The sequence below is a fragment of the Enterobacter sp. WCHEn090032 genome, from assembly GCF_003986875.1.
GTDB lineage: Bacteria > Pseudomonadota > Gammaproteobacteria > Enterobacterales > Enterobacteriaceae > Enterobacter > Enterobacter sichuanensis.
Genome location: NZ_RXRN01000024.1, coordinates 42,010 through 67,446, shown reverse-complemented (window position 1 = coordinate 67,446; position 25,437 = coordinate 42,010). Strand labels below are relative to the sequence as shown.

The 25,437-nt window shown below is 58.0% G+C and carries 25 protein-coding genes and 1 riboswitch; of the genes, 6 read left to right on the top strand and 19 right to left on the bottom strand.

All coding sequences use genetic code 11. The annotated features are described in order from the left end of the window. Positions 1-55 precede the first annotated feature (55 nt). The 6 genes from EKN83_RS18215 to moaA form a co-directional block, all read right to left on the bottom strand. Positions 56-763, bottom strand: a complete 708-nt coding sequence (locus EKN83_RS18215; RefSeq protein WP_014883084.1) for a Bax inhibitor-1 family protein — start codon at positions 761-763, stop codon at positions 56-58. 64 nt (positions 764-827) lie between these two features. Beyond that, complete coding sequence (gene moaE / locus EKN83_RS18210) at positions 828-1,280, bottom strand: molybdopterin synthase catalytic subunit MoaE (protein ID WP_045285448.1); 453 nt, start codon at positions 1,278-1,280, stop codon at positions 828-830. Between the two features lies 1 nt (position 1,281). After that, on the bottom strand, positions 1,282-1,527 hold the full coding sequence (moaD, locus tag EKN83_RS18205) for a molybdopterin synthase sulfur carrier subunit (protein ID WP_025757247.1): 246 nt from the start codon (positions 1,525-1,527) through the stop codon (positions 1,282-1,284). After that, positions 1,520-2,005 carry a cyclic pyranopterin monophosphate synthase MoaC gene (gene moaC / locus EKN83_RS18200; protein ID WP_126801412.1) on the bottom strand — a complete coding sequence of 162 codons (486 nt, stop codon included), beginning with the start codon at positions 2,003-2,005 and terminating at the stop codon, positions 1,520-1,522. The genes moaD and moaC overlap by 8 nt, the downstream gene beginning before the upstream one ends. 3 nt (positions 2,006-2,008) lie before the next feature. Beyond that, positions 2,009-2,521 (bottom strand): molybdenum cofactor biosynthesis protein B, encoded by a 513-nt coding sequence (gene moaB, locus EKN83_RS18195; protein WP_095450017.1) that lies wholly within the window; start codon positions 2,519-2,521, stop codon positions 2,009-2,011. Between the two features lie 24 nt (positions 2,522-2,545). After that, positions 2,546-3,535, bottom strand: a complete 990-nt coding sequence (gene moaA, locus EKN83_RS18190) for a GTP 3',8-cyclase MoaA (protein WP_126801411.1) — start codon at positions 3,533-3,535, stop codon at positions 2,546-2,548. Further along, a riboswitch (molybdenum cofactor riboswitch) is annotated at positions 3,523-3,657 on the bottom strand. It overlaps the preceding gene by 13 nt. 226 nt (positions 3,658-3,883) lie before the next feature. Here moaA and yvcK point away from each other — a divergent pair. Beyond that, the gene (gene yvcK / locus EKN83_RS18180; RefSeq protein ID WP_025757243.1) at positions 3,884-4,792 is read left to right on the top strand and encodes a uridine diphosphate-N-acetylglucosamine-binding protein YvcK; all 909 of its coding nucleotides are present in this window, start codon (positions 3,884-3,886) and stop codon (positions 4,790-4,792) included. Between the two features lie 74 nt (positions 4,793-4,866). Here the strand turns inward: yvcK and uvrB are convergent, their stop codons facing one another. Further along, entirely contained in the window at positions 4,867-6,882 is a 2,016-nt protein-coding gene (gene uvrB, locus EKN83_RS18175) for an excinuclease ABC subunit UvrB (protein ID WP_025757242.1), read from the bottom strand. Between the two features lie 752 nt (positions 6,883-7,634). On the opposite strand from uvrB, the gene EKN83_RS18170 reads away from it, so the two are divergent. Beyond that, entirely contained in the window at positions 7,635-8,357 is a 723-nt protein-coding gene (locus EKN83_RS18170) for an ABC transporter ATP-binding protein (protein WP_025757241.1), read from the top strand. Here the strand turns inward: EKN83_RS18170 and bioD are convergent. The 4 genes from bioD to bioB are packed head-to-tail and all read right to left on the bottom strand — an operon-like array spanning position 8,320 to position 11,947. Then, positions 8,320-9,021: a dethiobiotin synthase gene (gene bioD, locus EKN83_RS18165; RefSeq protein ID WP_185857686.1), complete on the bottom strand. Its 702-nt coding sequence runs from the start codon at positions 9,019-9,021 to the stop codon at positions 8,320-8,322. The genes EKN83_RS18170 and bioD overlap by 38 nt on opposite strands. Continuing rightward, positions 9,014-9,769 carry a malonyl-ACP O-methyltransferase BioC gene (gene bioC / locus EKN83_RS18160; RefSeq protein ID WP_126801409.1) on the bottom strand — a complete coding sequence of 252 codons (756 nt, stop codon included), beginning with the start codon at positions 9,767-9,769 and terminating at the stop codon, positions 9,014-9,016. Before bioC ends, bioD begins: the two co-directional genes overlap by 8 nt. After that, the gene (gene bioF, locus EKN83_RS18155; protein WP_126801408.1) at positions 9,753-10,910 is read right to left on the bottom strand and encodes an 8-amino-7-oxononanoate synthase; all 1,158 of its coding nucleotides are present in this window, start codon (positions 10,908-10,910) and stop codon (positions 9,753-9,755) included. The genes bioC and bioF overlap by 17 nt, the downstream gene beginning before the upstream one ends. Continuing rightward, on the bottom strand, positions 10,907-11,947 hold the full coding sequence (gene bioB, locus EKN83_RS18150) for a biotin synthase BioB (RefSeq protein ID WP_045285438.1): 1,041 nt from the start codon (positions 11,945-11,947) through the stop codon (positions 10,907-10,909). Before bioB ends, bioF begins: the two co-directional genes overlap by 4 nt. A gap of 68 nt (positions 11,948-12,015) precedes the next feature. Here bioB and bioA point away from each other — a divergent pair, with 68 nt between their 5' ends. Both bioA and EKN83_RS18140 read left to right on the top strand, forming a co-directional pair. Next, positions 12,016-13,323, top strand: a complete 1,308-nt coding sequence (gene bioA, locus EKN83_RS18145; RefSeq protein ID WP_032672459.1) for an adenosylmethionine--8-amino-7-oxononanoate transaminase — start codon at positions 12,016-12,018, stop codon at positions 13,321-13,323. A gap of 48 nt (positions 13,324-13,371) precedes the next feature. Then, positions 13,372-13,848 carry a kinase inhibitor gene (locus tag EKN83_RS18140; RefSeq protein WP_047958060.1) on the top strand — a complete coding sequence of 159 codons (477 nt, stop codon included), beginning with the start codon at positions 13,372-13,374 and terminating at the stop codon, positions 13,846-13,848. Positions 13,849-13,933: 85 nt separating this feature from the next. Here EKN83_RS18140 and hutH read toward each other — a convergent pair whose 3' ends face one another. The 5 genes from hutH to hutI all read right to left on the bottom strand — a co-directional run bounded on the left by hutH (position 13,934) and on the right by hutI (position 20,179). Next, positions 13,934-15,454 (bottom strand): histidine ammonia-lyase, encoded by a 1,521-nt coding sequence (gene hutH / locus EKN83_RS18135; protein ID WP_126801407.1) that lies wholly within the window; start codon positions 15,452-15,454, stop codon positions 13,934-13,936. Beyond that, positions 15,454-17,139 carry a urocanate hydratase gene (gene hutU / locus EKN83_RS18130; RefSeq protein ID WP_045285436.1) on the bottom strand — a complete coding sequence of 562 codons (1,686 nt, stop codon included), beginning with the start codon at positions 17,137-17,139 and terminating at the stop codon, positions 15,454-15,456. The genes hutH and hutU overlap by 1 nt, the downstream gene beginning before the upstream one ends. Before the next feature lie 127 nt (positions 17,140-17,266). Continuing rightward, positions 17,267-18,001 (bottom strand): histidine utilization repressor, encoded by a 735-nt coding sequence (locus EKN83_RS18125; RefSeq protein WP_094919195.1) that lies wholly within the window; start codon positions 17,999-18,001, stop codon positions 17,267-17,269. A gap of 19 nt (positions 18,002-18,020) precedes the next feature. Further along, on the bottom strand, positions 18,021-18,959 hold the full coding sequence (hutG, locus tag EKN83_RS18120; RefSeq protein ID WP_126801406.1) for a formimidoylglutamase: 939 nt from the start codon (positions 18,957-18,959) through the stop codon (positions 18,021-18,023). After that, entirely contained in the window at positions 18,956-20,179 is a 1,224-nt protein-coding gene (gene hutI / locus EKN83_RS18115; protein WP_126801413.1) for an imidazolonepropionase, read from the bottom strand. The genes hutG and hutI overlap by 4 nt, the downstream gene beginning before the upstream one ends. 224 nt (positions 20,180-20,403) lie before the next feature. Between hutI and EKN83_RS18110 the strand changes: the two genes are divergently transcribed. Next, entirely contained in the window at positions 20,404-21,687 is a 1,284-nt protein-coding gene (locus EKN83_RS18110; RefSeq protein ID WP_126801405.1) for a putative acyl-CoA thioester hydrolase, read from the top strand. 55 nt (positions 21,688-21,742) lie between these two features. On the opposite strand, the gene tisB is transcribed toward EKN83_RS18110, so the two are convergent. Both tisB and pgl read right to left on the bottom strand, forming a co-directional pair. Then, positions 21,743-21,832 (bottom strand): type I toxin-antitoxin system toxin TisB, encoded by a 90-nt coding sequence (gene tisB / locus EKN83_RS18105; protein WP_023332440.1) that lies wholly within the window; start codon positions 21,830-21,832, stop codon positions 21,743-21,745. Positions 21,833-22,422: 590 nt separating this feature from the next. After that, positions 22,423-23,418: a 6-phosphogluconolactonase gene (gene pgl, locus EKN83_RS18100; RefSeq protein ID WP_047958053.1), complete on the bottom strand. Its 996-nt coding sequence runs from the start codon at positions 23,416-23,418 to the stop codon at positions 22,423-22,425. Positions 23,419-23,558: 140 nt separating this feature from the next. On the opposite strand from pgl, the gene EKN83_RS18095 reads away from it, so the two are divergent. Beyond that, a complete protein-coding gene (locus EKN83_RS18095; RefSeq protein WP_025757227.1) occupies positions 23,559-24,377 on the top strand; it encodes a pyridoxal phosphatase in 819 nt (272 codons plus the stop codon). Here EKN83_RS18095 and modC read toward each other — a convergent pair whose 3' ends face one another. Next, positions 24,378-25,436: a molybdenum ABC transporter ATP-binding protein ModC gene (gene modC / locus EKN83_RS18090; protein WP_126801404.1), complete on the bottom strand. Its 1,059-nt coding sequence runs from the start codon at positions 25,434-25,436 to the stop codon at positions 24,378-24,380. Position 25,437 lies beyond the last annotated feature (1 nt).

Below are 25,437 nucleotides of genomic sequence, written 5' to 3'. Positions count from 1 at the left end.
AACCGATCGAGCCCCTCTCCCCTTTGGGGAGAGGGGTTGGGGTGAGGGGAAATAACTAGCGACGGTTGCCGAAAATGCGCAGCAGCATCAGGAACAGGTTGATGAAATCCAGATAGAGCGTCAGCGCGCCCAGAATCGAGTATTTGCGCAGGTTAGAGCTGTCGCGCACGTCGATCTGTTCGCCAATATTTTTCAGCTTCTGGGTGTCATACGCCGTCAGCCCCACGAAGACCACCACCCCAATGTAGGTCACCGCCCACATCAGCGCTTCGCTCTTCAGCCACAGGTTTACCAGCGACGCCAGCACGATCCCGATCAGCCCCATGAACAGCATGCTGCCGAAGCCGCTTAGATCGCGTTTAGTGGTGTAACCGTAGAGGCTCATCGCACCAAACATCCCGCCGGTTACCACGAAGGTGCTGGCGATGGAAGAGTAGGTGTAAACGATGAAAATGCTGGAAAGCGTCAGCCCCGTTAACGCCGAATAGAGCATAAACAGGGTCGTTGCCATACCGGCACTCAGCTTTTGCACCAGGCCTGAGAGCACAAACACCAGCGCCAGCTGCGCGATAATCAGCCCAAAAAAGGTGATTTTGCTGGAGAAGATAAACATCATTAGCTCAGGGGTGTTCGCTGCATACCACGCGATAAACGCGGTAAGCAGTAAGCCGACCGTCATCCAGCCATACACCTGAGCCATATACGTCTGCAGCCCGCTACGGGTCTGCTGTACTATTGAATCGGAACGCGGAAATCGGTCCATGATTCACTCCTGATTAAGATTAAGTAGACACACACGTTAAGAGTAACACATCCACGTAAACCGACTACCAACGGCTGGCGGCCTGTTTATCGCTGTCGCGGGATTCCACCCACCGTTCGCCTTCCGGCGTGGCCTCGCGCTTCCAGAACGGCGCTCTGGTTTTGAGGTAATCCATAATGAACTCCCCCGCGGCAAACGCGCTACCGCGGTGTGCGCTGGTCACCCCGACAAAGACAATCTCCTCGCCAGGCCACATCTCACCGATGCGGTGAATCACCGTGACGCGCCCAAGCGGCCAGCGGCTTCGCGCCTGGTCCACAATCTCCGCCAGCGATTTCTCGGTCATGCCGGGATAGTGTTCCAGCGTCAGCGCCTTCACGCTGTCGCCGAGGTTGTGGTTGCGCACCTTGCCGGTGAAGGTAACAACGGCGCCGTCTTCATCGCGCTCCGCCAGCCAGCTGTATTCTGTACCAACACTGAAGCGCTCAGGACCTACCAGAATTCGGGTTTCCGCCATCTTAGCCCCCTGTCACCGGCGGGAAGAAAGCCACCTCATCCCCTGCCTTCAGCGGATGGGTGAATTCCACCAGCGTCTGGTTAACGGCGGCCAGCAGCTTGCCTTCGTCAAGCGCCAGTGCCCAGCGGTCGCTTTGTGCCGCCAGATGCGCGCGCAGGGCCGCAACGTTTTCAAAAGAGGCATCCAGCGTCAGGCTGTCGGTATTCACCAGTTCACGCACCTGGGCAAAAAAGAGCACCTTAATCATCGCTGTCCACCTTAAAATCACCGGACTTGCCGCCGCTTTTTGCCAGCAGGCGAACCGGGCCAATCACCATATCTTTCTGTACCGCTTTGCACATGTCGTAGATGGTCAGCGCGGCGACGGAGGCCGCCGTCAGCGCCTCCATCTCCACGCCGGTTTTCCCGGTTAAACGGCACAGCGATTCAATGCGCACGCGGCTGTGCTCCGGCTGCGCCTGCAGGTTCACTTCCACCTTGCTCAGCATCAGCGGGTGGCAAAGCGGGATTAAGTCCCAGGTGCGTTTCGCGGCCTGAATACCCGCAATACGGGCCGTGGCAAACACGTCCCCCTTGTGGTGGCTGCCGTCGAGAATCATCGCCAGGGTTTCTGGCAGCATGGTAACGAACGCTTCCGCGCGCGCCTCGCGCACCGTTTCCGCTTTGGTGGAGACGTCCACCATATGCGCTTCGCCAGCGGCGTTAATGTGGGTCAGTTGTGACATAGCTTATTTCTTTAAATGGGGATGGAAATTACATGGACGGGTACGGGCATCCAGCTGCGGGGCGATGATGTTTTCCCACGCGGTGCGGCAGGCTTTGGTCGAGCCCGGCATGGCGAAAATCAGGGTGTTATTTGCCACGCCCGCCACGGCACGCGACTGCAGCGTGGAGGTACCAATCTCTTCAAAGGAGAGCATGCGGAACACCTCGCCGAAGCCTTCCACTTCGCGGTCGAACAGCGGGCTCAGCGCTTCAGGTACCTGATCGCCCGTGGTAAAGCCGGTGCCGCCAGTGATCAACACCACCTGCACCTCATCACTGGCGATCCACTGAGAGACCTGCGCGCGAATGGCGTAGCGGTTCTCTTTGACGATCGCTTTATCGACGATCTTATGTCCTGCGTCATGGGCCGCCTCGCGCAGCCAGTGGCCGGAGGTATCATCCTCTTCGCCACGGCGATCGGAAACGGTAAGGATAGCAATGCGTGTCGGGATAAATTCTGCGCTTACCTGACTCATCTTCTGATTCCTTCTTAAGCCTGATTACCCGCCGATGTAGGACAGGTTCTGAGTAATGCCGGTATTGCCCTGATGCAGGAAGTGGGTCTGTTTTTTATGCGTCAGCGATTCAGAAATGCGTGCTTCAAGCGCGTCCTGCTGTGCATCGTCTTCCAGCAAATCGCGAAGATCTACGCCGCCGTCGCCGAACAGGCAGAGATGAAGCTTGCCCACGGAGGAGACGCGCAGACGGTTACAGCTGGCGCAGAAGTCTTTCTCATAGGGCATGATGAGCCCAATTTCCCCTTCATAATCCGGGTGACAGAAGACCTGCGCCGGGCCGTCGCTGCGCTGGCGGATCTGGTGGATCCAGCCGCGTTTCAGCAACTCGTCGCGCAGCACCATGCCGGAGATGTGGTGGCGGCGGAACAGCTCGCTGCCCTCGCCGGTTTCCATCAGCTCGATAAAACGCAACTGAATGGGGCGGGATTTGATCCACGCCAGGAAGGTGTCCAGCTGATGATGGTTCACGTCACGCATCAGCACGGTGTTGACTTTGACCTTTTCGAAGCCAGCCGCAAATGCCGCGTCGATGCCGTCCATGACCTGCCGGAATTTATCCTGGCCGGTAATGGCGTGAAACTGGCGGGCATCCAGGCTGTCCACGCTGACGTTGATGGCGGTCAGCCCCGCATCACGCCAGATGGCCACGTCGCGGGCCATGCGGTAACCGTTGGTGGTAACCGCAATCTGGCGGATGCGTTCGTTTTCACGCACGGCGGCAATGATGTCGGGGAAATCGCGGCGCAGCGAGGGCTCCCCGCCGGTCAGACGCACTTTTTCGGTGCCGAGTTCAGAGAAGGCGCGCGTGACGCGGCGCACTTCATCCACGGAGAGAAAGCCGTTATTGGTGACGCTGCCCGGTTTGTAGCCGTCGGGCAGGCAGTAAGTGCAACGGAAGTTGCACACATCGGTAATCGACAGACGTAAGTAATAAAACTTACGCGCGAAAGCATCAGTAAGTTGTGAAGCCATGTACACCTTTCCAGATACGGGAGGCACAGTCATTTCTTTCTGTACCCTGGTGGCAAAGTCGCCACGGCCAGAGCGCCATATCTTTCGACACAGGCACAAAGGCTAGAGTGTATGTTTTCAAATTTGAAAACGTAGTTATGGCGATAGTAGCGCGTAAATCCTCTCACCGCTATTCTCGCTTAACGCTATATAAATAACTACATAACGACATAATCGTGTATTTTCGCTACAGAATACTCAAAAACAGCCTCTTCGCATTGATATGTGTCATTTTGCGTCCGGTAGGGCATCGTCTTTTAGGGGTAGTTAGGGTAGTGTTACGCAGATCAAACGTGATAAGGAACAGGTATGCGCAATCGCACTTTTGCGGATCTTGACCGTGTGGTCGCACTCGGCGGAGGCCACGGTCTCGGGCGAGTGATGTCCTCACTGTCTTCACTCGGCTCCAGACTGACAGGGATAGTGACAACCACGGATAACGGTGGCTCTACGGGGCGCATCCGACGTGCGGAAGGGGGGATCGCCTGGGGCGATATGCGCAACTGCCTGAACCAGCTGATTACCGAACCGAGCGTCGCTTCGGCGATGTTTGAGTACCGTTTCGGCGGGAATGGGGAACTTTCCGGGCATAACCTCGGAAATTTAATGCTTAAGGCTCTCGATCACCTGAGCGTGCGCCCGCTGGAAGCCATCAATCTGATACGTAATCTGCTAAAAGTGGATGCGTTCCTGATCCCGATGTCTGAACAGCCGGTCGATTTGATGGCCATCGACGTGGACGGCCATGAAGTATACGGCGAAGTGAATATCGACCAGCTAACCCTGCCGCCAAAAGAGCTGATGACCTACCCCGCCGTTCCCGCCACGCGCGAAGCGGTTGAGGCCATCGCCGAGGCGGATGTGATCCTGATCGGCCCCGGCAGTTTTTACACCAGCCTGATGCCGATTCTGCTGGTGAAAGAGCTGGCGCAGGCCTTGCGCAGAACCCCTGCTCCGATGGTCTACATCGGTAACCTGGGGCGTGAACTGAGCCCGGCCGCGGCCAGCCTGTCGCTGGCGGACAAGCTGGAGCTGATGGAGCAGTACGTCGGAAAGAAAATTATCGACGGCGTGGTAGTAGGACCGAAAGTTGATGTGTCAGGGATTGGCGATCGCCTGGTGATACAGGAGCCGCTGGAGGCCAGCGATATCAAATATCGTCATGACAGGCACTTGCTGCGCGAAGCGCTGGAGAAGGCGATTCAGGCGCTGGGTTAGGCGCATTTTGTGCGGCCTGATGCCCTCACCCCGGCCCTCTCCCACAGGGAGAGGGAGAAAACACGCCGCTTTAACTAAGATGCGGCGATGAAAAGATCCCGCAGCTGATGAAGCTGGTCGCGGATCTGCGCCGCCTCTTCGAACTCGAGGTTCTGTGCGTGCTGCATCATCTGCGCTTCCAGCTCGTGGATTTTCTGCTGCAGCGCTTTCGGCGTCAGCGCGACGGTATCTTCTTCCACCACTGAACGCGCCTTGCCGCGGCCTTTCGCTTTGGTTTTGGCAATGTTCTGACCCAGCGCCAGAATATCCACCACCTTCTTGTTCAGCCCCTGCGGTGTAATGCCGTGCTCTTCGTTGTAGCGCTGCTGTTTCTCGCGACGGCGCTCCGTTTCACCGATCGCTTTCGCCATCGACGGGGTGATTTTATCCCCGTACAGAATCGCTTTGCCGTTGACGTTACGCGCGGCGCGGCCAATGGTCTGGATCAGAGAGCGTTCAGAACGCAGGAAGCCCTCTTTATCGGCATCCAGAATCGCCACCAGCGAGACTTCCGGCATATCCAGACCTTCCCGCAACAGGTTGATCCCCACCAGCACGTCAAACTCGCCCAGGCGCAGGTCGCGAATAATCTCCATACGCTCCACGGTATCGATATCCGAGTGCAGATAACGCACCTTCTCGCCGTGCTCTTCGAGATACTCGGTCAGATCTTCCGCCATACGTTTGGTGAGCGTGGTCACCAGCACACGCTCGTTGATGGCGGAACGGGCACGGATCTCGGAGAGCAGATCGTCCACCTGCGTCGCCACGGGACGCACCTCGATAACCGGGTCCAGCAACCCCGTCGGACGCACAACCTGGTCAACCACCTCATCGCCGGATTTCTCCAGCTCATAGTTGCCCGGGGTAGCCGAGACGTAGATGGTCTGCGGGGCCAGCGCCTCAAACTCTTCAAACTTCATTGGACGGTTATCCAGTGCGGACGGCAGGCGGAATCCGTACTCCACCAGTGTCTCTTTGCGCGCCCGGTCACCGCGATACATCCCGCCAATCTGCGGGATGGTGACGTGGGATTCGTCGATCACCAGCAGACCGTCGGCCGGAAGATAGTCAAACAGCGTCGGCGGTGGCTCACCCGGCCCGCGTCCGGAGAGGAAACGGGAGTAGTTTTCGATCCCGGAGCAGTAGCCCAGCTCGTTCATCATCTCCAGATCAAACTGGGTACGCTGGGTCAGGCGTTGCTCCTCCAGCAGCTTATTGTTCGCCAGAAGCACTTTACGGCGTTCTGCCAGCTCGACTTTGATCTCTTCCATCGCCTGCACGATACGCTCGCGTGGCGTCACATAGTGCGTTTTCGGGTAGATGGTATAGCGCTGAATGACCGACTCGATGTGGCCGGTCAGCGGGTCGAACAGCGAGAGGCGCTCGACCTCTTCGTCAAACAATTCTACGCGCAGCGCAATATCGTCAGATTCTGCCGGGAAGATATCAATCACTTCACCGCGAACGCGGAACGTTCCGCGCTGGAACGCCTGGTCATTACGGGTGTACTGCAGCTCCGCCAGACGACGCAAAATCGCGCGCTGATCGATGATCATCCCCTGAGTCAGGTGCAGCATCATCTTCAGGTAGAGATCCGGATCGCCCAGACCGTAGATAGCCGATACCGACGCCACGACCACCACATCGCGACGCTCCAGCAGCGCCTTCGTCGCCGACAGACGCATCTGCTCAATGTGTTCGTTTACCGAGGCATCTTTCTCAATGAACGTGTCAGAGCTCGGGACGTAGGCCTCAGGCTGGTAGTAATCGTAGTAGGAGACGAAATACTCCACGGCATTATCCGGGAAGAACTCTTTCATCTCGCCGTAAAGCTGTGCGGCGAGGGTTTTGTTGGGTGCCAGCACCATCGTGGGGCGCTGCAGATCGGCAATCACGTTGGCGATCGTGAACGTTTTGCCGGAGCCGGTTACCCCCAGCAGCGTCTGGTGTGCCAGCCCGTCTTCCAGCCCCTCTTCCAGACGGCGGATCGCCTCAGGCTGATCGCCAGATGGACGGAAAGCAGAATTCAATTTGAACGGTTTACTCATGGGCGACAACCTGATGACGTTATAAGCGGCAGGTGAGTAATTTTACTCGTTGTTGCCAGGATTGCCAGTAAAAAACACTGGATGAAAAACCAGTGGCATGTCAGGATATTTAGCATAGCGCCTGAATGATTAGCGCGATACCGGCCAAAATTTGGACTGTGACAAGATAAAACACCAGTCAGGTGAGGTTATCCCCAGAACTTTTTCTTTTTTAACATTTGTCAAGCCAGGCCATGATAGTTTTATGGCAACGGGTGACACTTTCGTGACGGGAATTGCTTTTATCTAAGCAATTAAATTTTAAACGATATTTTCTAAAGTCGCGTTTCGCGTCAATTTGGGCGAAAGCCGCGTCTTCTCTCGCTTAACGCGTGTTTTCTAACTCTAATGCACATGGTTATCCACAGGAATAGTGGATAACTGCTTCCAGCCCATACAGACTGGCGCTCGGCAAATTCCCGGATTTTCCCACGAGACGGCAGGAAAAAATTTTTATAGCTATTTTTTGATGATTAACAGTTGTCTCATTCATAACCAATCGATGAGATATAGCTCACAATTTCATCATTCTTGTTCCTGCACCACAACTCACCACCGCCGGCACCGTTGATGTGCACTCCCCCGCTTTTTTCACCTTCCTCCTGTGACGTAGTCCTAAAAAAGGCGTTTTTTTAAACACTTTCCACTTTCTGGCAGGGGTTTTGCACAATCAACATCGAACCTCACCTACACACATTTTTAAGGAGAGAAAGATGTTGAGTCTGCGTGCAGTGAACCAGTTTTACGGAAGCCAACATACGCTATGGAACGTGGATTTAGATTTTCCGCAAGGGGTGTGTACGGGCGTCGTAGGTCTGCCCGGAATGGGGAAAACCACCCTGATGAATTGCATCGCCGGGAAAGTGCCCGTGGAAAGCGGCACCATCATCTGGCATGAAGCGGGCGCGCCGCCGCGTGATTTGCTGAGCCCGGCGCCAGAACAGCGTTCAGGGCCGGGAATTGGCTATGTCCCGCAGGACAGGCGCATCTTCTCCCAGTTAACGATTGAGGAGAATCTGCATATCGCTATGCGGGCGATGGGGAGGCCCGATCCGCAAGCGAAAAGCGAGGTGTACGATCTGTTACCCGAACTCTACCCGTTACGCCAGACCCGGGCCAACGCCCTTTCGCCAGACGACCAGTACCAGCTGGCTCTGGCCAATGCGCTGGTAACCCGTCCGCGGATGCTGATTCTCGATGAGCCGATGCATGGCGCCGGTCACGGTTTTGCGCATAAGCTGGCACAGCTGCTGATACGCCTGAACCGCGAACTGGGCATGACGGTGCTGCTGGCTGAGCAACGGCTGTCGTTTATTCGCCGGGTCGCGGAACGTTTTTGTATGCTATATCGCGGGCGTAACGTGGCCCAGGGCCACGTTAACGAACTGGACGATGAGCTTATCGCCCACTGGATGTCGCTGGAAGCAAGGCGCTGAGGTCAAGATAGCGCCCGGTTTCGGCCCGTTCGGCCTCGTCCGCAAGCCACGGGATCTCCCCGAGAAAAGGGGCAGGCAAAACGCGCTTAAGCGTCGCCAGATACTCCTGATGCCGCTTGCCCGGGGCAACCACGTCGTTGGCGATCCAGCCCGCCAGACGCAGCCCCGCCTGCGAAACGGCCTGCGCGGTCAACATCGCATGGTTAATACAGCCGAGCTTCACCCCCACCACCAGGATGACCGGGAGCTGCTCGCGCTGCACCCAGTCAGCAAACGTCTGGTCCTGCGAGAGTGGCGTAAACCAGCCGCCGGCCCCCTCCACCAGCACCCAGTCCGCCTGGCGTTCCAGCGACCGTAATCCGGCTGAAAGCACGTCAAAATCAATCGGGCGGCCTTCATCGGCGCTGATGATGTGCGGCGACGTCGGCTCGGCAAAGGTATACGGATTCACCGCGGAATAGGCGAGCTTAAGGGTGCTGTTCCGCTGGAGCGCCAGCGCGTCGGTATTGCGCAGACCTTCTGCGGTCATCTCGCTGCCGGAAGCGACCGGCTTATACCCGGCGGTGTTTTTTCCCAGCCGTCGCGCCGCCTGCAGCAGCGCTGCGCTGGCCACCGTTTTCCCCACTTCCGTATCCGTTCCGGTGACAAAGTAGCGTTCAGTCACGTTCGATAACCCCATGAAATAGTTGATAAGAGAGCGGGAAATCTCCCCGCTCCTGCGGCCAGGCCAGCTCCAGGCGCTGCAACTGACCCCGGGTGAGCAGTTTTTTCTCGCGTCCGGTGTGCAGATGCGTGGCGCCAATCCCCTTCAGCGAGCGCATGGCACTGAGCGCGTCGCTGAAATGGAGGGTGATGGTCTGCACCTGACCCTGATAGCGCCAGCCAGCCAGCGCCTGCGTGACCTGTTCGTGCGGTAAAAACCGGTTTGCGTGCGGCTGTTCATCTACCGCTTGCCAGGCCTGGTTGAGCTCCGGTAACGAGCTTTCCAGCAGCGTGGTAAACGCGACTCTCCCGCCCGGACGCGCCACGCGGTAAAGCTCGCTTAAGGCCTGCGGCAGGCTGCTGCACCATTGCACGGCCAGATGGCTCCAGACCAGGTCGAATTGCGCGTCTGCCAGCGGGATCGCTTCGATATCCGCCACCAGATAGTGATGCGCGGCCTGCTGCTGCCGTGCCTCTGCAAGCATGTCAGGAGAGAGGTCGATGGCCGTCACCTGGCTTCCTGTTTCGCGCCAGTAGCGGCTATTTCCGCCAGGACCGCACCCGGCGTCCAGCACCTGGCTAAAGCACGTTTCGCCGAGCAACGCCAGCAGCCCCTCTGCGCTCTGACGCTGAAGTTCATCGTGCTGTGAGTAGCTGCGCGCGGCCCGGCCAAAGGCCGCCGCAATGGCCTGTTTATTGACTGGCGACATGCAACGCCTCCAGAAGGGCATCAATATCGTCGGCTTCGTGTGCCGCGGTCAGCGTGAGGCGCAGTCGGGCGGTACCCGGCGGCACGGTGGGCGGACGGATGGCCGTGACCCACATCCCCCGCTCGCGCAGCGTATGCGCCAGCGTGAGCGCCAGGCTGTTTTCACCGACGATTACCGGCTGGATTGCGCTCTGCGATTCGGTACTCCGGAAGGGAAGCCGATCCAGACCCTGTCGAAAACGCCGGATGTGTTCCGCCAGACGAGCCCGGCGTTCACGGCCTTCGGCGCTGCGAATCACCCGCACAGACGCAGACAGCGCCACCGCCTGCGCGGGGGGCATACTGGTGCTGTAGATCAGATGACGGGCAAACTGCAGCAGATAGTCGGCGACGGATTCGCTGCACAGCACAGCCGCCCCGCTCACGCCAAAACCTTTGCCGAAGGTGACAATCAGCAGTTCCGGCTTCACCTGCTGCTGATGGGCGCTACCGCGACCCTCATCGCCCATCACGCCAATGCCGTGGGCATCATCCACCAGCACCCAGGCGTTTTGCCGTTTTGCCGCGTCATGCAGCGCGGCAAGCGGCGCGCTGTCGCCATCCATGCTGAACACCCCTTCCGTGACCACCAGCTGTTGCCCGTCGCAGGGTTTATCCAGCAGCGCAGCGAGTTGCCCCGCGTCGTTATGCGCAAAGCGGCGCAGCTGCGCCGGGCTTAAATGTGCCGCCTCCAGCAGGGAGGCATGGCTTAAGCGGTCGGCGACAATGCGGTCATTCTTCCCCATCAGCGCGGTAATGACGGCCTGATTGGCCGCGAAACCCGAGATAAACAGCAGCGCGCGCGGGTAGCCCAGCCAGTCGGCAAGCGTCTCCTCCAGCGCCTGGTGCGCGGTGGTGTATCCGCTGACGTGCCCGGACCCGCCGCTGCCCACGCCATACTGCTCCGCGCCCTGCTGCCAGGCGCGGATGATGGCCGGATGCTGGCTCAGCCCGAGATAATCGTTGCTGGAGAAGTTACAAAACTGCCGGTTCTCACGGGTCAGAAAACGGCCTGCGCCGTTTTCGACAACTCTGCGTACGCGAAACGCATCTGCCGCCCGCCGCTCGTCGAGCGCAGAATGGATACGTGCCTCCCAGGTCATACCGCTGCCGCGTTGTAGAACTGATCGGTGTCGGCATTAAAAATCTGCTGCTCCAGCTGCTGCTGTTGCTCGTTATCCCCCGCCAGCACCTCGGTCTGATGCGGGTTCAGCCCCAGCTTGCGGAACAGCTGAACGTCTTTGTCCTCTTCCGGGTTCGGCGTGGTCAGCAGCTTGCAGCCGTAGAAGATGGAGTTGGCCCCGGCCATAAAGCACATTGCCTGGGTCTGCTCGTTCATCTGCTCGCGACCGGCAGAGAGGCGCACATAAGAGGTCGGCATCATGATGCGCGCTACCGCGATGGTGCGGATAAAATCAAACGCATCCACATCCTCGTTATCCGCCAGCGGCGTGCCTTTCACCTTCACCAGCATGTTGATCGGCACGCTTTCCGGTGGCGTCGGCAGATTCGCCAGCTGCAGCAGCAGACCGGCGCGATCTTTCACCGTCTCACCCAGCCCCACGATACCGCCCGAGCACACTTTGATCCCCGCTTCACGCACTTTATCGAGCGTGTCCAGACGCTCCTGATAGGTACGGGTGGTGATGATATTGCCGTAAAACTCCGGCGAGGTGTCGAGGTTGTGATTGTAGTAGTCCAGCCCGGCCGCCGAGAGGCGCTGCGCCTGCTCTTCGTTCAGCGTGCCCAGCGTCATACAGGCTTCGAGACCCATCTCTTTCACGCCCTTCACCATCTGCTCCAGATACGGCATGTCGCGGTCGTGCGGGTTTTTCCACGCCGCGCCCATGCAGAAACGGGTCGACCCGGCGTTTTTCGCCTTACGGGCGGAGTCGAGCACCTGCTCGACCTCCATCAGCCGTTCGGATTCAAGGCCCGTTTTATAGCGCGCGCTCTGCGGGCAATATTTGCAGTCTTCCGGGCAGGCGCCGGTCTTGATGGACAGCAGCGTGCTGACCTGAACATGGCGCGGATCGAAGTGCTGACGATGCACCTGTTGGGCTTCGAACATCAGCTCAAGGAAAGGTTTGTTGAATAATTCAGTGACTTGCGACATCGTCCAGCGTGCGTGGTGAGCCATGGGGCTTCTCCAAAGGGTTTTGTTAATTTTCGGTTCGGTTTATACTCGTAAACCTAAAACTTTTCAAAATGGTTTACAAGTCGATTATGACCCAGGACGATCTCACCTTCGACACGCAGCATATCTGGCACCCTTACACCTCGATGACCCGCCCGCTACCCGTCTATCCGGTCGCCTCCGCCCACGGCTGCGAGCTGCATCTCGCCAGCGGCGAGCCGCTGATTGACGGGATGTCCTCCTGGTGGGCGGCCATTCATGGGTATAACCACCCGCGCCTGAATGCGGCGATGAAAGCGCAGATTGACCAGATGTCGCACGTAATGTTTGGCGGGATCACCCATCAGCCTGCGGTGGATTTATGTCGTCGGCTGGTGGCGATGACGCCTGACGCGCTGGAGTGCGTATTCCTTGCTGATTCCGGCTCCGTGGCGGTGGAAGTGGCGATGAAAATGGCGCTGCAGTACTGGCATGCCAGAGGGGAGTCCCGTCAGCGGTTCCTCACTTTCCGCAACGGTTATCACGGGGATACCTTCGGGGCGATGTCGGTCTGCGATCCGGATAACTCCATGCACAGCCTGTGGAAAGGGTATCTGCCGGAAAACCTGTTTGCCCCGGCCCCGCAGAGCCGTTTCGACGGCGAGTGGAACGAGATGGACATGGTCGGCTTTGCGCGGCTGATGGCTGCCCACCGCCAGGAGATTGCCGCCGTTATTCTGGAGCCCGTTGTCCAGGGTGCCGGTGGAATGCGGATGTACCACCCGGAATGGCTGAAGCGTATTCGCAGGATGTGCGACCGCGAGGGCATTTTGCTGATTGCCGATGAGATCGCCACCGGTTTTGGCCGCACGGGCAAGCTGTTTGCCTGCGAACATGCGGGTATCACCCCGGATATTCTGTGTCTGGGTAAAGCGCTCACCGGCGGCACGATGACGCTCTCCGCCACGCTCACGACCCGCCAGGTCGCCGACACCATCAGCGACGGCGACGCGGGCTGCTTTATGCATGGCCCGACGTTTATGGGCAACCCGCTGGCCTGCGCGGTAGCGAGTGAAAGCCTGGCGATTCTGGAGAGCGGTGAGTGGCAAACGCAGGTGGCGGCGATCGAAGCGCAGCTGAAAGAAGAGCTGAGCGCCGCCTCGGGAGCGAATTTCGTGGCGGACGTGCGCGTGCTGGGGGCCATCGGGGTGATTGAGACCACCCATCCGGTGAACATGGCGGCGCTGCAGCGCTTCTTCGTGGATCAGGGCGTTTGGGTGCGCCCTTTCGGCAAGCTTATCTACCTGATGCCGCCGTATATCATTACGCAGGAGCAGTTGCGTAAATTAACCGCCGCGGTCGTTACAGCCGTTAACAATCCCGCGCATTTCACGATTTAACCCCATGCGTTACACTTTCTGAACGAGTGAATCACGAGGGTAAACCGTATGAAAATCATCAGTAAAGATTTGCGCGACGGTGAAAAGCTGCCGGAGCGTCATGTATTCAACGGCATGGGGTATCAGGGAGACAATATCTCCCCGCACCTGGCGTGGGATGATGTTCCGGCGGGCACCAAAAGTTTTGTCGTCACCTGTTACGATCCGGATGCCCCCACCGGCTCGGGCTGGTGGCACTGGATTGTGGCGAACCTGCCTGCCGATACGCGGGTCCTGCCGCAGGGTTCCGGCTCTGACCTGGTTGCGCTGCCTGAAGGCGCCATCCAGACCCGCACCGATTTTGGCAAAGCAGGTTACGGCGGCGCGGCGCCACCAAAAGGGGAAACCCACCGCTATATCTTTACGGTACACGCGCTGGACGTGGAGAAGATTGACGTGGATGAAGGGGCGAGCGGCGCAATGGTAGGGTTTAACGTGCATTTCCATACGCTGGGGAGCGCGTCGATTACGGCGATGTATTCGTAAAAAAAGCCGGGTGGCGGCTACGCCTTACCCGGCCTGGATTTCGTACCCGTAGGCCCGGTAAGCGCAGCGCCACCGGGCAAAAAAATCACAGCACTGGCGGCAACAACCCTACCAGACGCCCTTCCTCCAGAAGCTGCATCGCCTTATCAATATCCGGCGCAAAGAAACGGTCATCATCGTAATGGGATACGTGCTCGCGCAACGTCTGGCGCGCCAGCTCCAGCAGCGGGCTGGATTTCAGGCCTTCACGCAGGTCGATACCCTGACATGCCGCCAGCCACTCCACCGCCAGCACGCCACGGGTGTTGGACGCCATCTCCCAAAGACGACGTCCGGCTGCAGGGGCCATGGAGACATGGTCTTCCTGGTTTGCGGAGGTAGGCAGACTGTCCACGCTGTGCGGGTGAGACAGGGCTTTGTTCTCGCTTGCCAGCGCCGCGGCGGTCACCTGGGCAATCATAAAGCCCGAGTTGACGCCGCCGTTACGCACCAGGAACGGTGGCAGCTGGGACATGTGTTTATCCATCATCAGCGCAATGCGGCGCTCGGACAACGCGCCGACTTCGGCAATCGCCAGCGCGATATTATCCGCCGCCATCGCTACCGGCTCAGCGTGGAAGTTACCGCCGGAGACCACCTCGTTTTCCTGGGCGAATACCAGCGGGTTATCGGACACCGCGTTGGCTTCCACCAGCAGCACCTCTGCGGCCTGACGCAGCTGCGTCAGGCAGGCCCCCATCACCTGCGGCTGACAGCGCAGTGAATACGGATCCTGCACTTTTTCACAGTTGTGGTGCGAATCCGCAATCTCACTGGTGTCGGTAAGCAGGTGACGGTACAGGCTGGCCGCGTCAATCTGCCCGCGCTGGCCGCGTACGTCATGGATGCGCGCGTCGAACGGACGACGCGAGCCCAGCACGGCTTCGGTGGTCAGCGCGCCGCACACAACGGCTGAGGCAAAGAGATCTTCCGCTTCAAACAGGCCGCGCAGCGCGAATGCCGTCGATGCCTGCGTGCCGTTCAGCAGCGCCAGCCCCTCTTTGGCCGCCAGCGTAATCGGGGTGAGCCCCGCTTTTTTCAGCGCCTCTTTCGCCGGGAGCCACTCGCCCTGCCAGCGCGCCTGGCCTTCACCCAGCAGCAGCAGCGACATGTGCGCCAGCGGCGCGAGGTCACCGGATGCACCAACGGAACCTTTCGCCGGGATCCACGGGTAGACTTCGGCATTGACCAGCGCCATCAGCGCCTGGATCACGCTCAGGCGAATGCCGGAGAAGCCGCGCGCCAGGCTGTTGATTTTGAGCACCATCATCAGACGGACAATCTCATCATCCAGCGGCTGGCCAACGCCCGCCGCATGAGACAGCACCAACGAGCGCTGTAAGTTTTCCAGATCGTGTGTCGCGATGCGGGTCTGCGCCAGCAGCCCAAAACCGGTATTAATCCCGTAGGCGGTGCGCCCTTCGGCCACAATGGCTTCGACGCAGGCGACGCTGTCGTTGATGGCGGCGTGGGCGCTTTCATCCAGCGAAAGGGTGACCGGTTGACGCCAGACGCTACGCAGCTGCTTGAGGGTCAGTGAGCCGGGTGTGAGTGTTAACGCGTTCATTAATGCTTTCCTTGTGTGGCAGGGATCATCGGCAGGTTGAGTCCCTGCTCTTTGGCACAGTCAATCGCAATGTCGTAACCCGCATCGGCATGACGCATCACGCCGGTTGCCGGATCGTTGTGCAGCACGCGAGCGATACGCGCGGCGGCTTCATCGGTTCCGTCACAGACGATGACCATCCCGGAATGCTGGGAGAAGCCCATCCCCACGCCGCCACCGTGGTGCAGCGAAACCCAGGTCGCGCCGCTGGCGGTGTTCAACAGGGCGTTCAGCAGTGGCCAGTCGGAGACCGCGTCTGAGCCGTCGCGCATGGCTTCGGTTTCACGGTTCGGGCTGGCGACAGAGCCGGAGTCCAGATGGTCGCGGCCGATAACAATCGGCGCGGAGACTTCGCCGCTGCGTACCATTTCGTTAAAGGCCAGCCCGAGCTTTTGCCGCCACGCCAGCCCTACCCAGCAGATACGCGCCGGTAAGCCCTGGAAGTTAATGCGCTCGCGGGCCATATCCAGCCAGTGGTGCAGGTGTTCGTCATCGGCGACGATCTCCTTCACTTTGGCATCGGTCTTGTAGATATCTTCCGGATCGCCGGACAGGGCAACCCAGCGGAACGGACCGATACCGCGGCAGAACAGCGGGCGGATATACGCAGGGACAAAGCCCGGGAAGTCAAAAGCGTTATTCACGCCCATCTCTTTCGCCATCTGGCGGATGTTGTTGCCGTAATCGAAGGTTGGAATGCCCATCTGGCTGAAGGCCAGCATGGCGGAAACGTGTTCTGCCATGGAACGTTTCGCGGCCAGCACCGTGCCTTCCGGGTCAGTTTCCGCTTTCTGCTGATAAGCTTCCCACGTCCAGCCTTTTGGCAGGTAACCATGCAGAGGATCGTGGGCGCTGGTCTGGTCGGTCACGAGATCCGGGCGCACGCCGCGGGCGACGAGTTCAGGAAGGATCTCCGCCGCGTTGCCGCACAGGGCAATCGACACCGCTTTGCCTTCAGACGTGTATTTTTTGATACGCGCCAGCGCATCGTCCAGGCTGGTCGCCTGCTCGTCGACGTAACGGGTACGCAGACGGAAATCAATGCGGCTCTGCTGGCACTCGATGTTCAGCGAGCAGGCACCCGCAAGCGTGGCGGCCAGCGGCTGCGCGCCGCCCATACCGCCGAGACCCGCGGTCAGTACCCAGCGGCCTTTCAGCGAGCCGTTGTAGTGCTGACGACCGGCTTCCACGAAGGTCTCGTAGGTGCCCTGCACAATCCCCTGGCTGCCGATGTAGATCCAGCTCCCCGCGGTCATCTGGCCATACATCGCCAGCCCTTTGGCGTCGAGTTCGTTGAAATGTTCCCAGGTGGCCCAGTGCGGCACGAGGTTGGAGTTGGCGATCAGCACGCGCGGCGCGTTTTTGTGGGTTTTGAACACCCCCACCGGCTTGCCGGATTGCACCAGCAGGGTTTCGTCGTGTTCGAGTTCAGTCAGGGACTTTACAATTGCGTCATAGCATTCCCAGTTGCGCGCGGCGCGGCCAATGCCGCCGTAGACCACCAGCTCGTGGGGGTTTTCCGCCACCTCAGGATCAAGGTTATTCATCAACATGCGCAGCGGGGCTTCGGTGAGCCAGCTTTTGGCGGTAAGGGTGGTGCCGCGCGCGGCGCGGACATCCTGCTGGCGGTATTTACCTGACGACATTGTGTGCTCCTCATACGGGACAGATGATGCATTTAGATATACTTGTATAGACAAGCACACACAAGGTCGGATTTAACAAAAAAGATACAATTTTGTTATATTGCGTTAGCTATCACGCTTTTAAAACTTATGACATAAAGTGGCCCTGCAGCCGGTAGCGATTCCCCGGGAAAAGCAACCGGGCATGCGACACAATATGTGACGATGACCAGGTTCGGCGGCGGATCAGCAGGCACGGATCGTGTTCTTTAATGCGCAGACGTTCGCACTCCTGCGGGGTGGCGCGCACGGCTTCCACAATGTGCTCCCCTTCCGTCAGCGGGGCGACCAGCGAGAGATAGGCGTGCGGCGTGGTTTGGGTGTAATCCTGGTTCAGATACTCCGGGATCCGTTCGGCGTTGACGCAGCGATCTTCAATCTGCACCGGAATGTCGTTTTCAAAATGCACCATCACGGAGTGGAAGATGCGGCTTCCCTCCCTGACATTAAGCTCTGCGGCCTGCTCGGCGCTGGCCTGCGTCTCTTCCAGCACCAGCACTTCACAGCGATGCTGATGATTACGCGCGGCAATCTCGTCCGCAATACTGCGGATTTCAAACAGGGCGGATTGCCCTTTCGGTTCTGCCACAAACGTCCCGACTCCCTGCAGACGTACCAGAAGCCCTTCATCGGTCAGCTCGCGCAGCGCCCGGTTGATGGTCATCCGGCTAAAACCAAACTGCGCCACCAGATCGGCCTCCGACGGAATGCGATCGTGCGGCCGCCAGACGCCGGTGGCGATTTTCTCGCTAATCGCCTGCTTTACCTTTTCGTAGAAAGGTGCGGGAGGGCTCGACTGCGGCAGCGGTGAGCGTGAAAACATCATGACTCCTTAAATGCTGTTATGCCCACCAGTGAGCAATTTGCCAGGCCAGACGGGCGGCGAGCTTTGCGCCCTGTCCGTCCCGATCGTAGTGCGGGTTAAACTCTACCAGATCGGCGGCCTGAAGCTTACCGCTACGGCAGATATGTTCGATAACAGGCAGGAGATCCAGAGCCGGTATGCCTAACGCAGCCGGTGCGGAAACAGCCGGCATTTCGCCTGCGGGCAGGACATCCAGATCGATCGTCAGGTAGATACGATCGGCCTGCGCCAGCACCTTTTCCACGGCGGATAACGCATCGCGTCTGAAATGCAGATCTTCCACCAGCGTGACGTTCAGACGTTCAGCCTCATCCCACAGCGCCTGCGTGTTCGCCGCCCGGCTTACGCCTAAACAGGCGTAGCGAAATTCCCGCCCGCGTTCATCGCAATGGCGTGCCAGCTGGCGAAACGGCGTGCCGGATGTCGCGCGCTCGGCCTTGCGCAGGTCAAGATGTGCGTCAAGGTTAATCACCGCCACGCGCTCGTCTGGGAAAGCATCCAGAATGCCCCGGCCATGCGCCCAGGCGGTTTCGTGCCCGCCGCCAAAGACCAGCGTGCGCATTCCGGACTGCTGGCAGGCGGTAACGGCATCGCTTAACGCCTGCTGGGCCGCTTCGAGCTCGTCTCCTTCCACACAGACCGAGCCCATATCCGCCAGCCGCTCGTGTCCCTGGTGGCTTGCCATGTTCGCCAGTGCCTTACGCAGGATATCCGGTGCCTGTACGGCGCCGGGCCGGCCCTGATTACGTTTAACCCCTTCATCACATTCAAAGCCTATCAGCGCAATGCCCTCTGGCAGTGGGGTAAACGTTGCCTGCTGTTGTATGGTTTGAAAAATACGCGTTGCATTGCTGGCCTCAGCGCTGTCGTCACGCCCCTGCCAGACCGATTCTGCAACGGGCCGCCATAACCTCATACTGCCTCCCCACGGAAAATACGTTGATACAGCGGATTGCGTCCCGGCTCGTAGACCATCTCTACCGGATGATGAGCATCCCAGACGATAAAATCAGCGACGAAGCCTGCCCGTAGCTGTCCGTGGGTTTTACCGCGGCCCAGCGCCTGCGCGGCATGTCGCGTCACGCCAGCCCAGGCTTCTTCAGGCGTCAGGCCAAACTGTACGCAGGCCATGTTCATCGCCAGGTGCAGGCTGGCAAACGGGCTCGTCCCGGGGTTATAGTCGGTGGCGACAGCCATCGGCACACCCTGTCTTCTGAGCTGTTCCACCGGCGGACGCTGGCGCTCCTGAAGAAAATAGAATGCGCCGGGCAGCAGAACCGCAACCGTACCGCTTTGCGCCATCGCCTGAACGCCTGCATCATCCAGGTATTCGATATGATCGGCCGACAGCCCGTTAAATCGGCTAACCAGCGCCGCACCGCCCAGATTTGAAAGCTGTTCCACATGCCCTTTTACCGGGATACCGAGCGCAGTCGCCGCCTGGAAGAGTCGCTCGGTTTGCGACGGCGTAAAGCCGACGTTTTCACAAAACACGTCCACCGCTTCAAACAGCTCTTTTTGCCACAGCGCGGGCATGATCTGCTCGCAGACCATCGTAAGGTATGCATCCGGATCGTGTTTGTATTCCGTCGGAACCGCATGCGCGGCCAGCAGCGTTGGGCTGATATCAATCGGGTTATTCAGGCTCAGCTGGCGTGCCACCTGCAGCATCTTCTCTTCGGCATCGGCGTTTAGGCCATATCCGGACTTGATTTCAAGGGTGGTGACACCTTCGTTCATCAGACGCTGAAGCCGCTGCTGCGCCAGCTTAAGCAGCGTTTCGGGTGAGCTGTTGCGCGTCGCCGTCACGGTAGCGTTAATACCGCCGCCCTGCGCGCTGATGGTTTGATAAGAGACGCCATTCAGCCGCTGCTCCCACTCCGCCGCGCGATCGCCGCCAAACACGAGATGGGTATGGCAATCAATCAGGCCTGGCGTCACCAGACGCCCCTGAAGATCGACGCAGTGACGGTGTCCATAAGGAATGTCAGATTCAGGGATCACAGCCGCAAGGGTGTGGCCGCGCACGACCAGGGCGTGTTGCTCTTTCAGTCCATATGGCGCAGCAACATCTGCCGCCATTGTCGCCAGTCGCGCATTTCGCCATATTACATCGTCAGGAAGGATCTGCTGCATGGGCATTCCACTTGTCATGAGTTGTATAGACATTTATTTTCATCTGCCGTCTGCTGTCAACCGTAATAAAGGAAAATGTTATTTATTTGTGACGACTTTCCCGCCCCCTGCGGGCGAAAAATGCAACTTTTACCCTTTTTATCTTCCCGTTTCGCTCAACTTAGTATAAAAAAGCAGGCTATTTCGTCTGTCCCGTAAAGACTTGCATACCCAGGAGCTTCACCTTGAACATTTCCAGGATTTCCCGTCTGGCGTTGGCACTCGCCTTTGGCGTGACCTTATCCGCATGCAGTTCAACACCACCGGACCAGCGACCGTCTGAGCAGGTCGCCCCCGGCACCGCATCCCGCCCGATTTTGTCCGCGGATGAAGCGAAGAACTTCGATCGTGCGCACTATTTCTCGGCGATGGATCCTAACGCTGCGCCGTGGACCCCGTCTTCTATTAACCTGCCGAAACAGCCAGATTTCGTGGTTGGCCCGGCGGGTGCGCAGGGCGTAACGCATACCTCTATTCAGGCTGCGGTGGATGCTGCCATCACTAAACACAGCGCGTCTCGCCAGTACATTGCTATCCTGCCAGGTGAATACGAAGGCACCGTCTATGTTCCGGCGGCGCCAGGCAGCATTACCCTGTACGGTCTGGGCGAAAAAGCGATCGATGTTAAAATTGGCCTGGCGATTGATTCCGAAATCGACAGCAACGCCTGGCGTCATCTGGTCAACCCTGCCGGCAAATACATGCCGGGCAAACCGGCGTGGTATATGTTTGATAACTGCCAGAGCAAGCGTTCCGCCACCGTTGGCGTGATGTGCTCAGCGGTATTCTGGTCTCAGAATAACGGTCTGCAACTGCAAAACCTGACCATTCAGAATACCCTGGGTGACAGTGTTGATGCCGGTACCCACCAGGCCGTTGCGCTGCGTAGCGATGGCGATAAAGTCCAGATCAACAACGTCAACATTCTCGGCCGTCAGAACACCTTCTTCGTGACCAACAGCGGCGTGCAGAACACCCTGCAAAATAACCGACTGACCCGTACGCTGGTGACCAACAGCTACGTTGAAGGTGACGTGGAACTGGTCTCCGGTCGTGGTGCAGTGGTGTTTGATAATACGGACTTCCGCGTGGTGAACTCGCGTACCCAGCAGGAAGGCTATGTGTTTGCGCCAGCCACCCAGTCTAACCTGTTCTACGGTTTCCTTGCTGTGAACAGCCGCTTTAATGCTGCCGGTGACGGCGTGGCGCAGCTGGGTCGCTCCCTGGATGTGGACTCTGCGACCAACGGCCAGGTGGTGATCCGCGACAGCGTGATCAACGAAGGCTTCAATATGGCGAAGCCATGGGCCGATGCCGCAATTTCCAAACGTCCGTTCTCCGGCAATACCGGTACGGTGGATGATAAAGGGAACGTGCAGCGCAACCTGAACGACGCTAACTTCAACCGCATGTGGGAATACAACAACCGCGGTCTGGGTAGCAACGTGGTGGCTGAGCCGAAGCAGTAATAAGATGAGAGTAAAAGGGGGAGTTCAATCCCCCTTTTTACTGCGACTGAATGCGTCAGGCTCCAAACTTAAGATACGCATCCAATAGTTGCATAATCGCAACCATGAGTTGCAGGAACAGAATTGCCCATTCCACACCGCTCATACGCCACTCCTTTGGTATTACCCGTCATACTTCAAGTTGCAGGTGCGTTGGCTACACTCGTTCACCGCGTGACTCGGCCTGTGGCCTCGCTCCTTCGGAGCCAGCGCAAGCGCTGTTCAAAACGCTATAGGCTTTTGTCCCGAAACTCGAATTATTTAGGGTACAGGAGCACTTCTCCTCTGATTTACCTTTCCGCTGCCTGTCACCAGAGGTGTGTTGGTTACTTTTCGATGTGCTCCACAGTTAAGGCACTGTCGGCACCACCCGACAGCCAGGACTTGAAACGGATCCTGAATTGCGGAACTGCAGCACATCGAACCAACAAAGAGAAGTATATCAACTCAATACTGTACATAAAAACAGTTAAAAGGAAATTAGGAATATATAAAGACAAGCCACATAACCCATTAAATCCAAAAGACATAACGACAAACGGGCCTACTCATTATCGATAACTTCTTTTTCAGCCGGTTTACAGACCCGATGCCTGCCATTATTATGAATTTGTTGGTTTCTTTTCGATGTGCTCACCCGGCTACCACCGGGCATAAAAAAACCTCGCATTCGCGAGGTTTTTTGTTTTAAGCCGCTTAATGAGCGTTTACCACCACCCACATCGGCCCCTGGCCGACGGCATAGCGCCCTTTCTCTTCCAGCAGACCCTGCTCGCCTTTAATTTCGTACAGCGCGATGTGGTGGGATTTCTGCCCCGCCGCAATCAGGAACTTACCGCTGTGATCGATATTAAAGCCGCGCGGCTGGGTTTCCGTTGGCTGGAAGCCTTCAATGGCCAGCACGCTGCCGTCCTCGGAAACGCTGAAAACGGTAATCAGGCTGGAGGTACGGTCACAGGCGTACAGATGACGACCATCTGGCGTGATGTGAATATCCGCCGCCCAGCGGGTGTCGGAGAAGTCAGACGGCATCATATCCAGCGTCTGCACACACTCAATCTGGCCGTTAGGATCTTTTAGTTCCCATACGTCCACAGAGCTGTTCAGCTCGTTCACCACGTAGGCATACTGCTGGTTCGGATGGAAGACCATATGACGCGGGCCCGCGCCTTCAACGGTAGTGACTTCCGCCGGATTCTGCGCCACCAGGTGACCATCGTCGCTCAGGGTGAACAGACAGATACGATCCTGCTTGAGCGCAGGCACCCACAGCGTGCGGTTATCCGGAGAGATATTCGCCGAGTGGCAGCCTTCCAGCCCTTCCACCACATCCACGGTTTCAACCGGGATGCCCTCTTCCAGACGCGTTACGCTAACACAACCGGCGTTATACGAGCCGCTGAAGACAAAGTTGCCTTTACGATCGGTAGAAATGTGGGTTGGGCTGCCCGGCAATGGCGCTTCGGCAGTGTAAGTCAGCGCGCCGTCGTCCGGAGAAATGCGATAGGCCAGCACGCGAAACTCCGGGCGCACACCCACGTACAAGAAACGTTTATCCGGGCTGATGACCATCGGCTGTACCTGGCCTGGCACATCAACAACCTGAACCAGCGTGAGTGTCCCTTCGGTATTTAAGCGCCAGACGTGGATCTGCTGGCTTTCAGGACTGGCGGTATAAACGGTTTGTTTCATGAATATTCACTCCTCACTGCGCATGAAAGTAGTTAACTTTTGACGGTGAATGCTGAATTGTCGACAGGAATTTTGAAGCCTTCGCCTCTCGGTGTACCATCCCATCAAAACGTAAATTCAATATTAACCCGGGAAAACAGATGACCTCGCGTGTGATTGCTCTGGATTTAGACGGTACCTTACTGACGCCGCAAAAAACCCTTCTCCCCTCTTCTCTGGAAGCGCTTAAACGCGCGCAGGAAGCGGGATATCAACTCCTTATCGTAACGGGTCGACATCACGTTGCCATTCACCCTTTTTATCAGGCACTGGCGTTAGATACACCTGCAATTTGCTGTAATGGCACTTATTTGTATGATTATCAGGCAAAAAAGGTTTTAGCATCCGACCCGCTGCCGGTACCCCAGGCGCTGCAGTTGATTGATCTGCTTGATGAGCATGACGTTCACGGCCTGATGTATGTGGACAACGCAATGGTCTACGAGCGTCCAACCGGCCATGTGGTGCGCACCAGCAACTGGGCGTTGTCTCTGCCTGAAGCCCAGCGTCCGGTCTTTACTCAGGTTTCCTCCCTGCGTCAGGCCGCTCAGGATGTTGAGGCGATCTGGAAATTCGCCCTGACGGATGAAGATACCACCAAACTGAATAGCTTCGCGAAACACGTGGAACAGACGCTGGGTCTGGAGTGCGAATGGTCCTGGCACGATCAGGTGGATATTGCCCGCAAAGGCAACAGCAAAGGCAAGCGTCTGACGCAGTACGTGGAGTCCCAGGGCGGGTCGATGCAGGATGTGATTGCCTTTGGCGATAACTACAACGACATCAGCATGCTGGAAGCCGCCGGTACGGGTGTGGCGATGGGCAATGCCGATGATGCCGTGAAGGCGCGCGCCAACGTGGTGATTGGTGACAACACCTCCGACAGCATCGCGCAGTACATTTATACCCACCTGCTGTAATCAGGTAGTGATTGAGACGCTCTTGATTTGCGCGTAAAGCCACAGGCCGGGTTTGATCCCCAACTCATCCCGGGCCCAGGGGCTGATGCGCGCCCAGAGCGTTCTGCTCCCCACCTCCAGTTTCACTTCCACCTGGCCGTTGTCATCAAAACACTCTGCCACTTTGGCACGCAGAATATTTCGAATGCTGGTCTGCAGCGGGGGTTGTAAAACCAGAGAGACATCCGAGGCCTGAATGCGGATCCGCAGGACTGACTGCAGCGGTTTATCGATCCGGTTAACCCACAGATGCTGATCGCCCAATGCCAGCGCGGTCATCGCGTAGTGCGGATGGTGTTCCAGAACGCTCACTTTCAGAATGCTGCTCTGCTGCTCTTTCGGTAGCCAGGGATGCATTACGCTGCTGCCCCATACCTCTTCCAGTTTGCCGAAGGCCTTCACGCAGCCCTCTTCCAGCACCAGCACGTTATCGGCCAGATGGAGGATCTCATCCAGCGAATGGCTGACGTAGAGCATCGGGATGTTGATTTCACGCGTCAGGCGCTGCAGATAAGGCAGAAGCTCACGTTTACGCGGAATATCCAGCGAGGCCAGCGGTTCGTCAAGCAGCAGCAGTTCGGGTGCGGTCAGCAACGCGCGGCCAATCGCCACGCGCTGTTTCTCTCCGCCGGAAAGCGAAGAAGGCAGTCTGTCGAGCAGCGGTTCAATACCTAACAGCGTGACCAGTTTATCAAACTGCGGAGCCATGCTTTTCGCCATGCCGTAACGCAGGTTGCCGCGCACGCTGTAGTGCGGGAATAAGCGTGCATCCTGGAAAACATAGCCAATACGACGTTTATCAGGCGACAGATATACCTTATTTTCCACGTCATTTAAGACGCGGTTATTCAATACAATCCGTCCTGACTGCGGACGGGTCAGGCCGCTTATCGCATTGATCAACGACGTTTTGCCCGCCCCTGAGACGCCAAAAATGGCGGTGATACCGCTTGCAGGCAGCGTCTCGTTAAGCGTCAGGGTATGGTTTCCCAGCGTCTGGGTGAAATGAAGCTCAAGCATG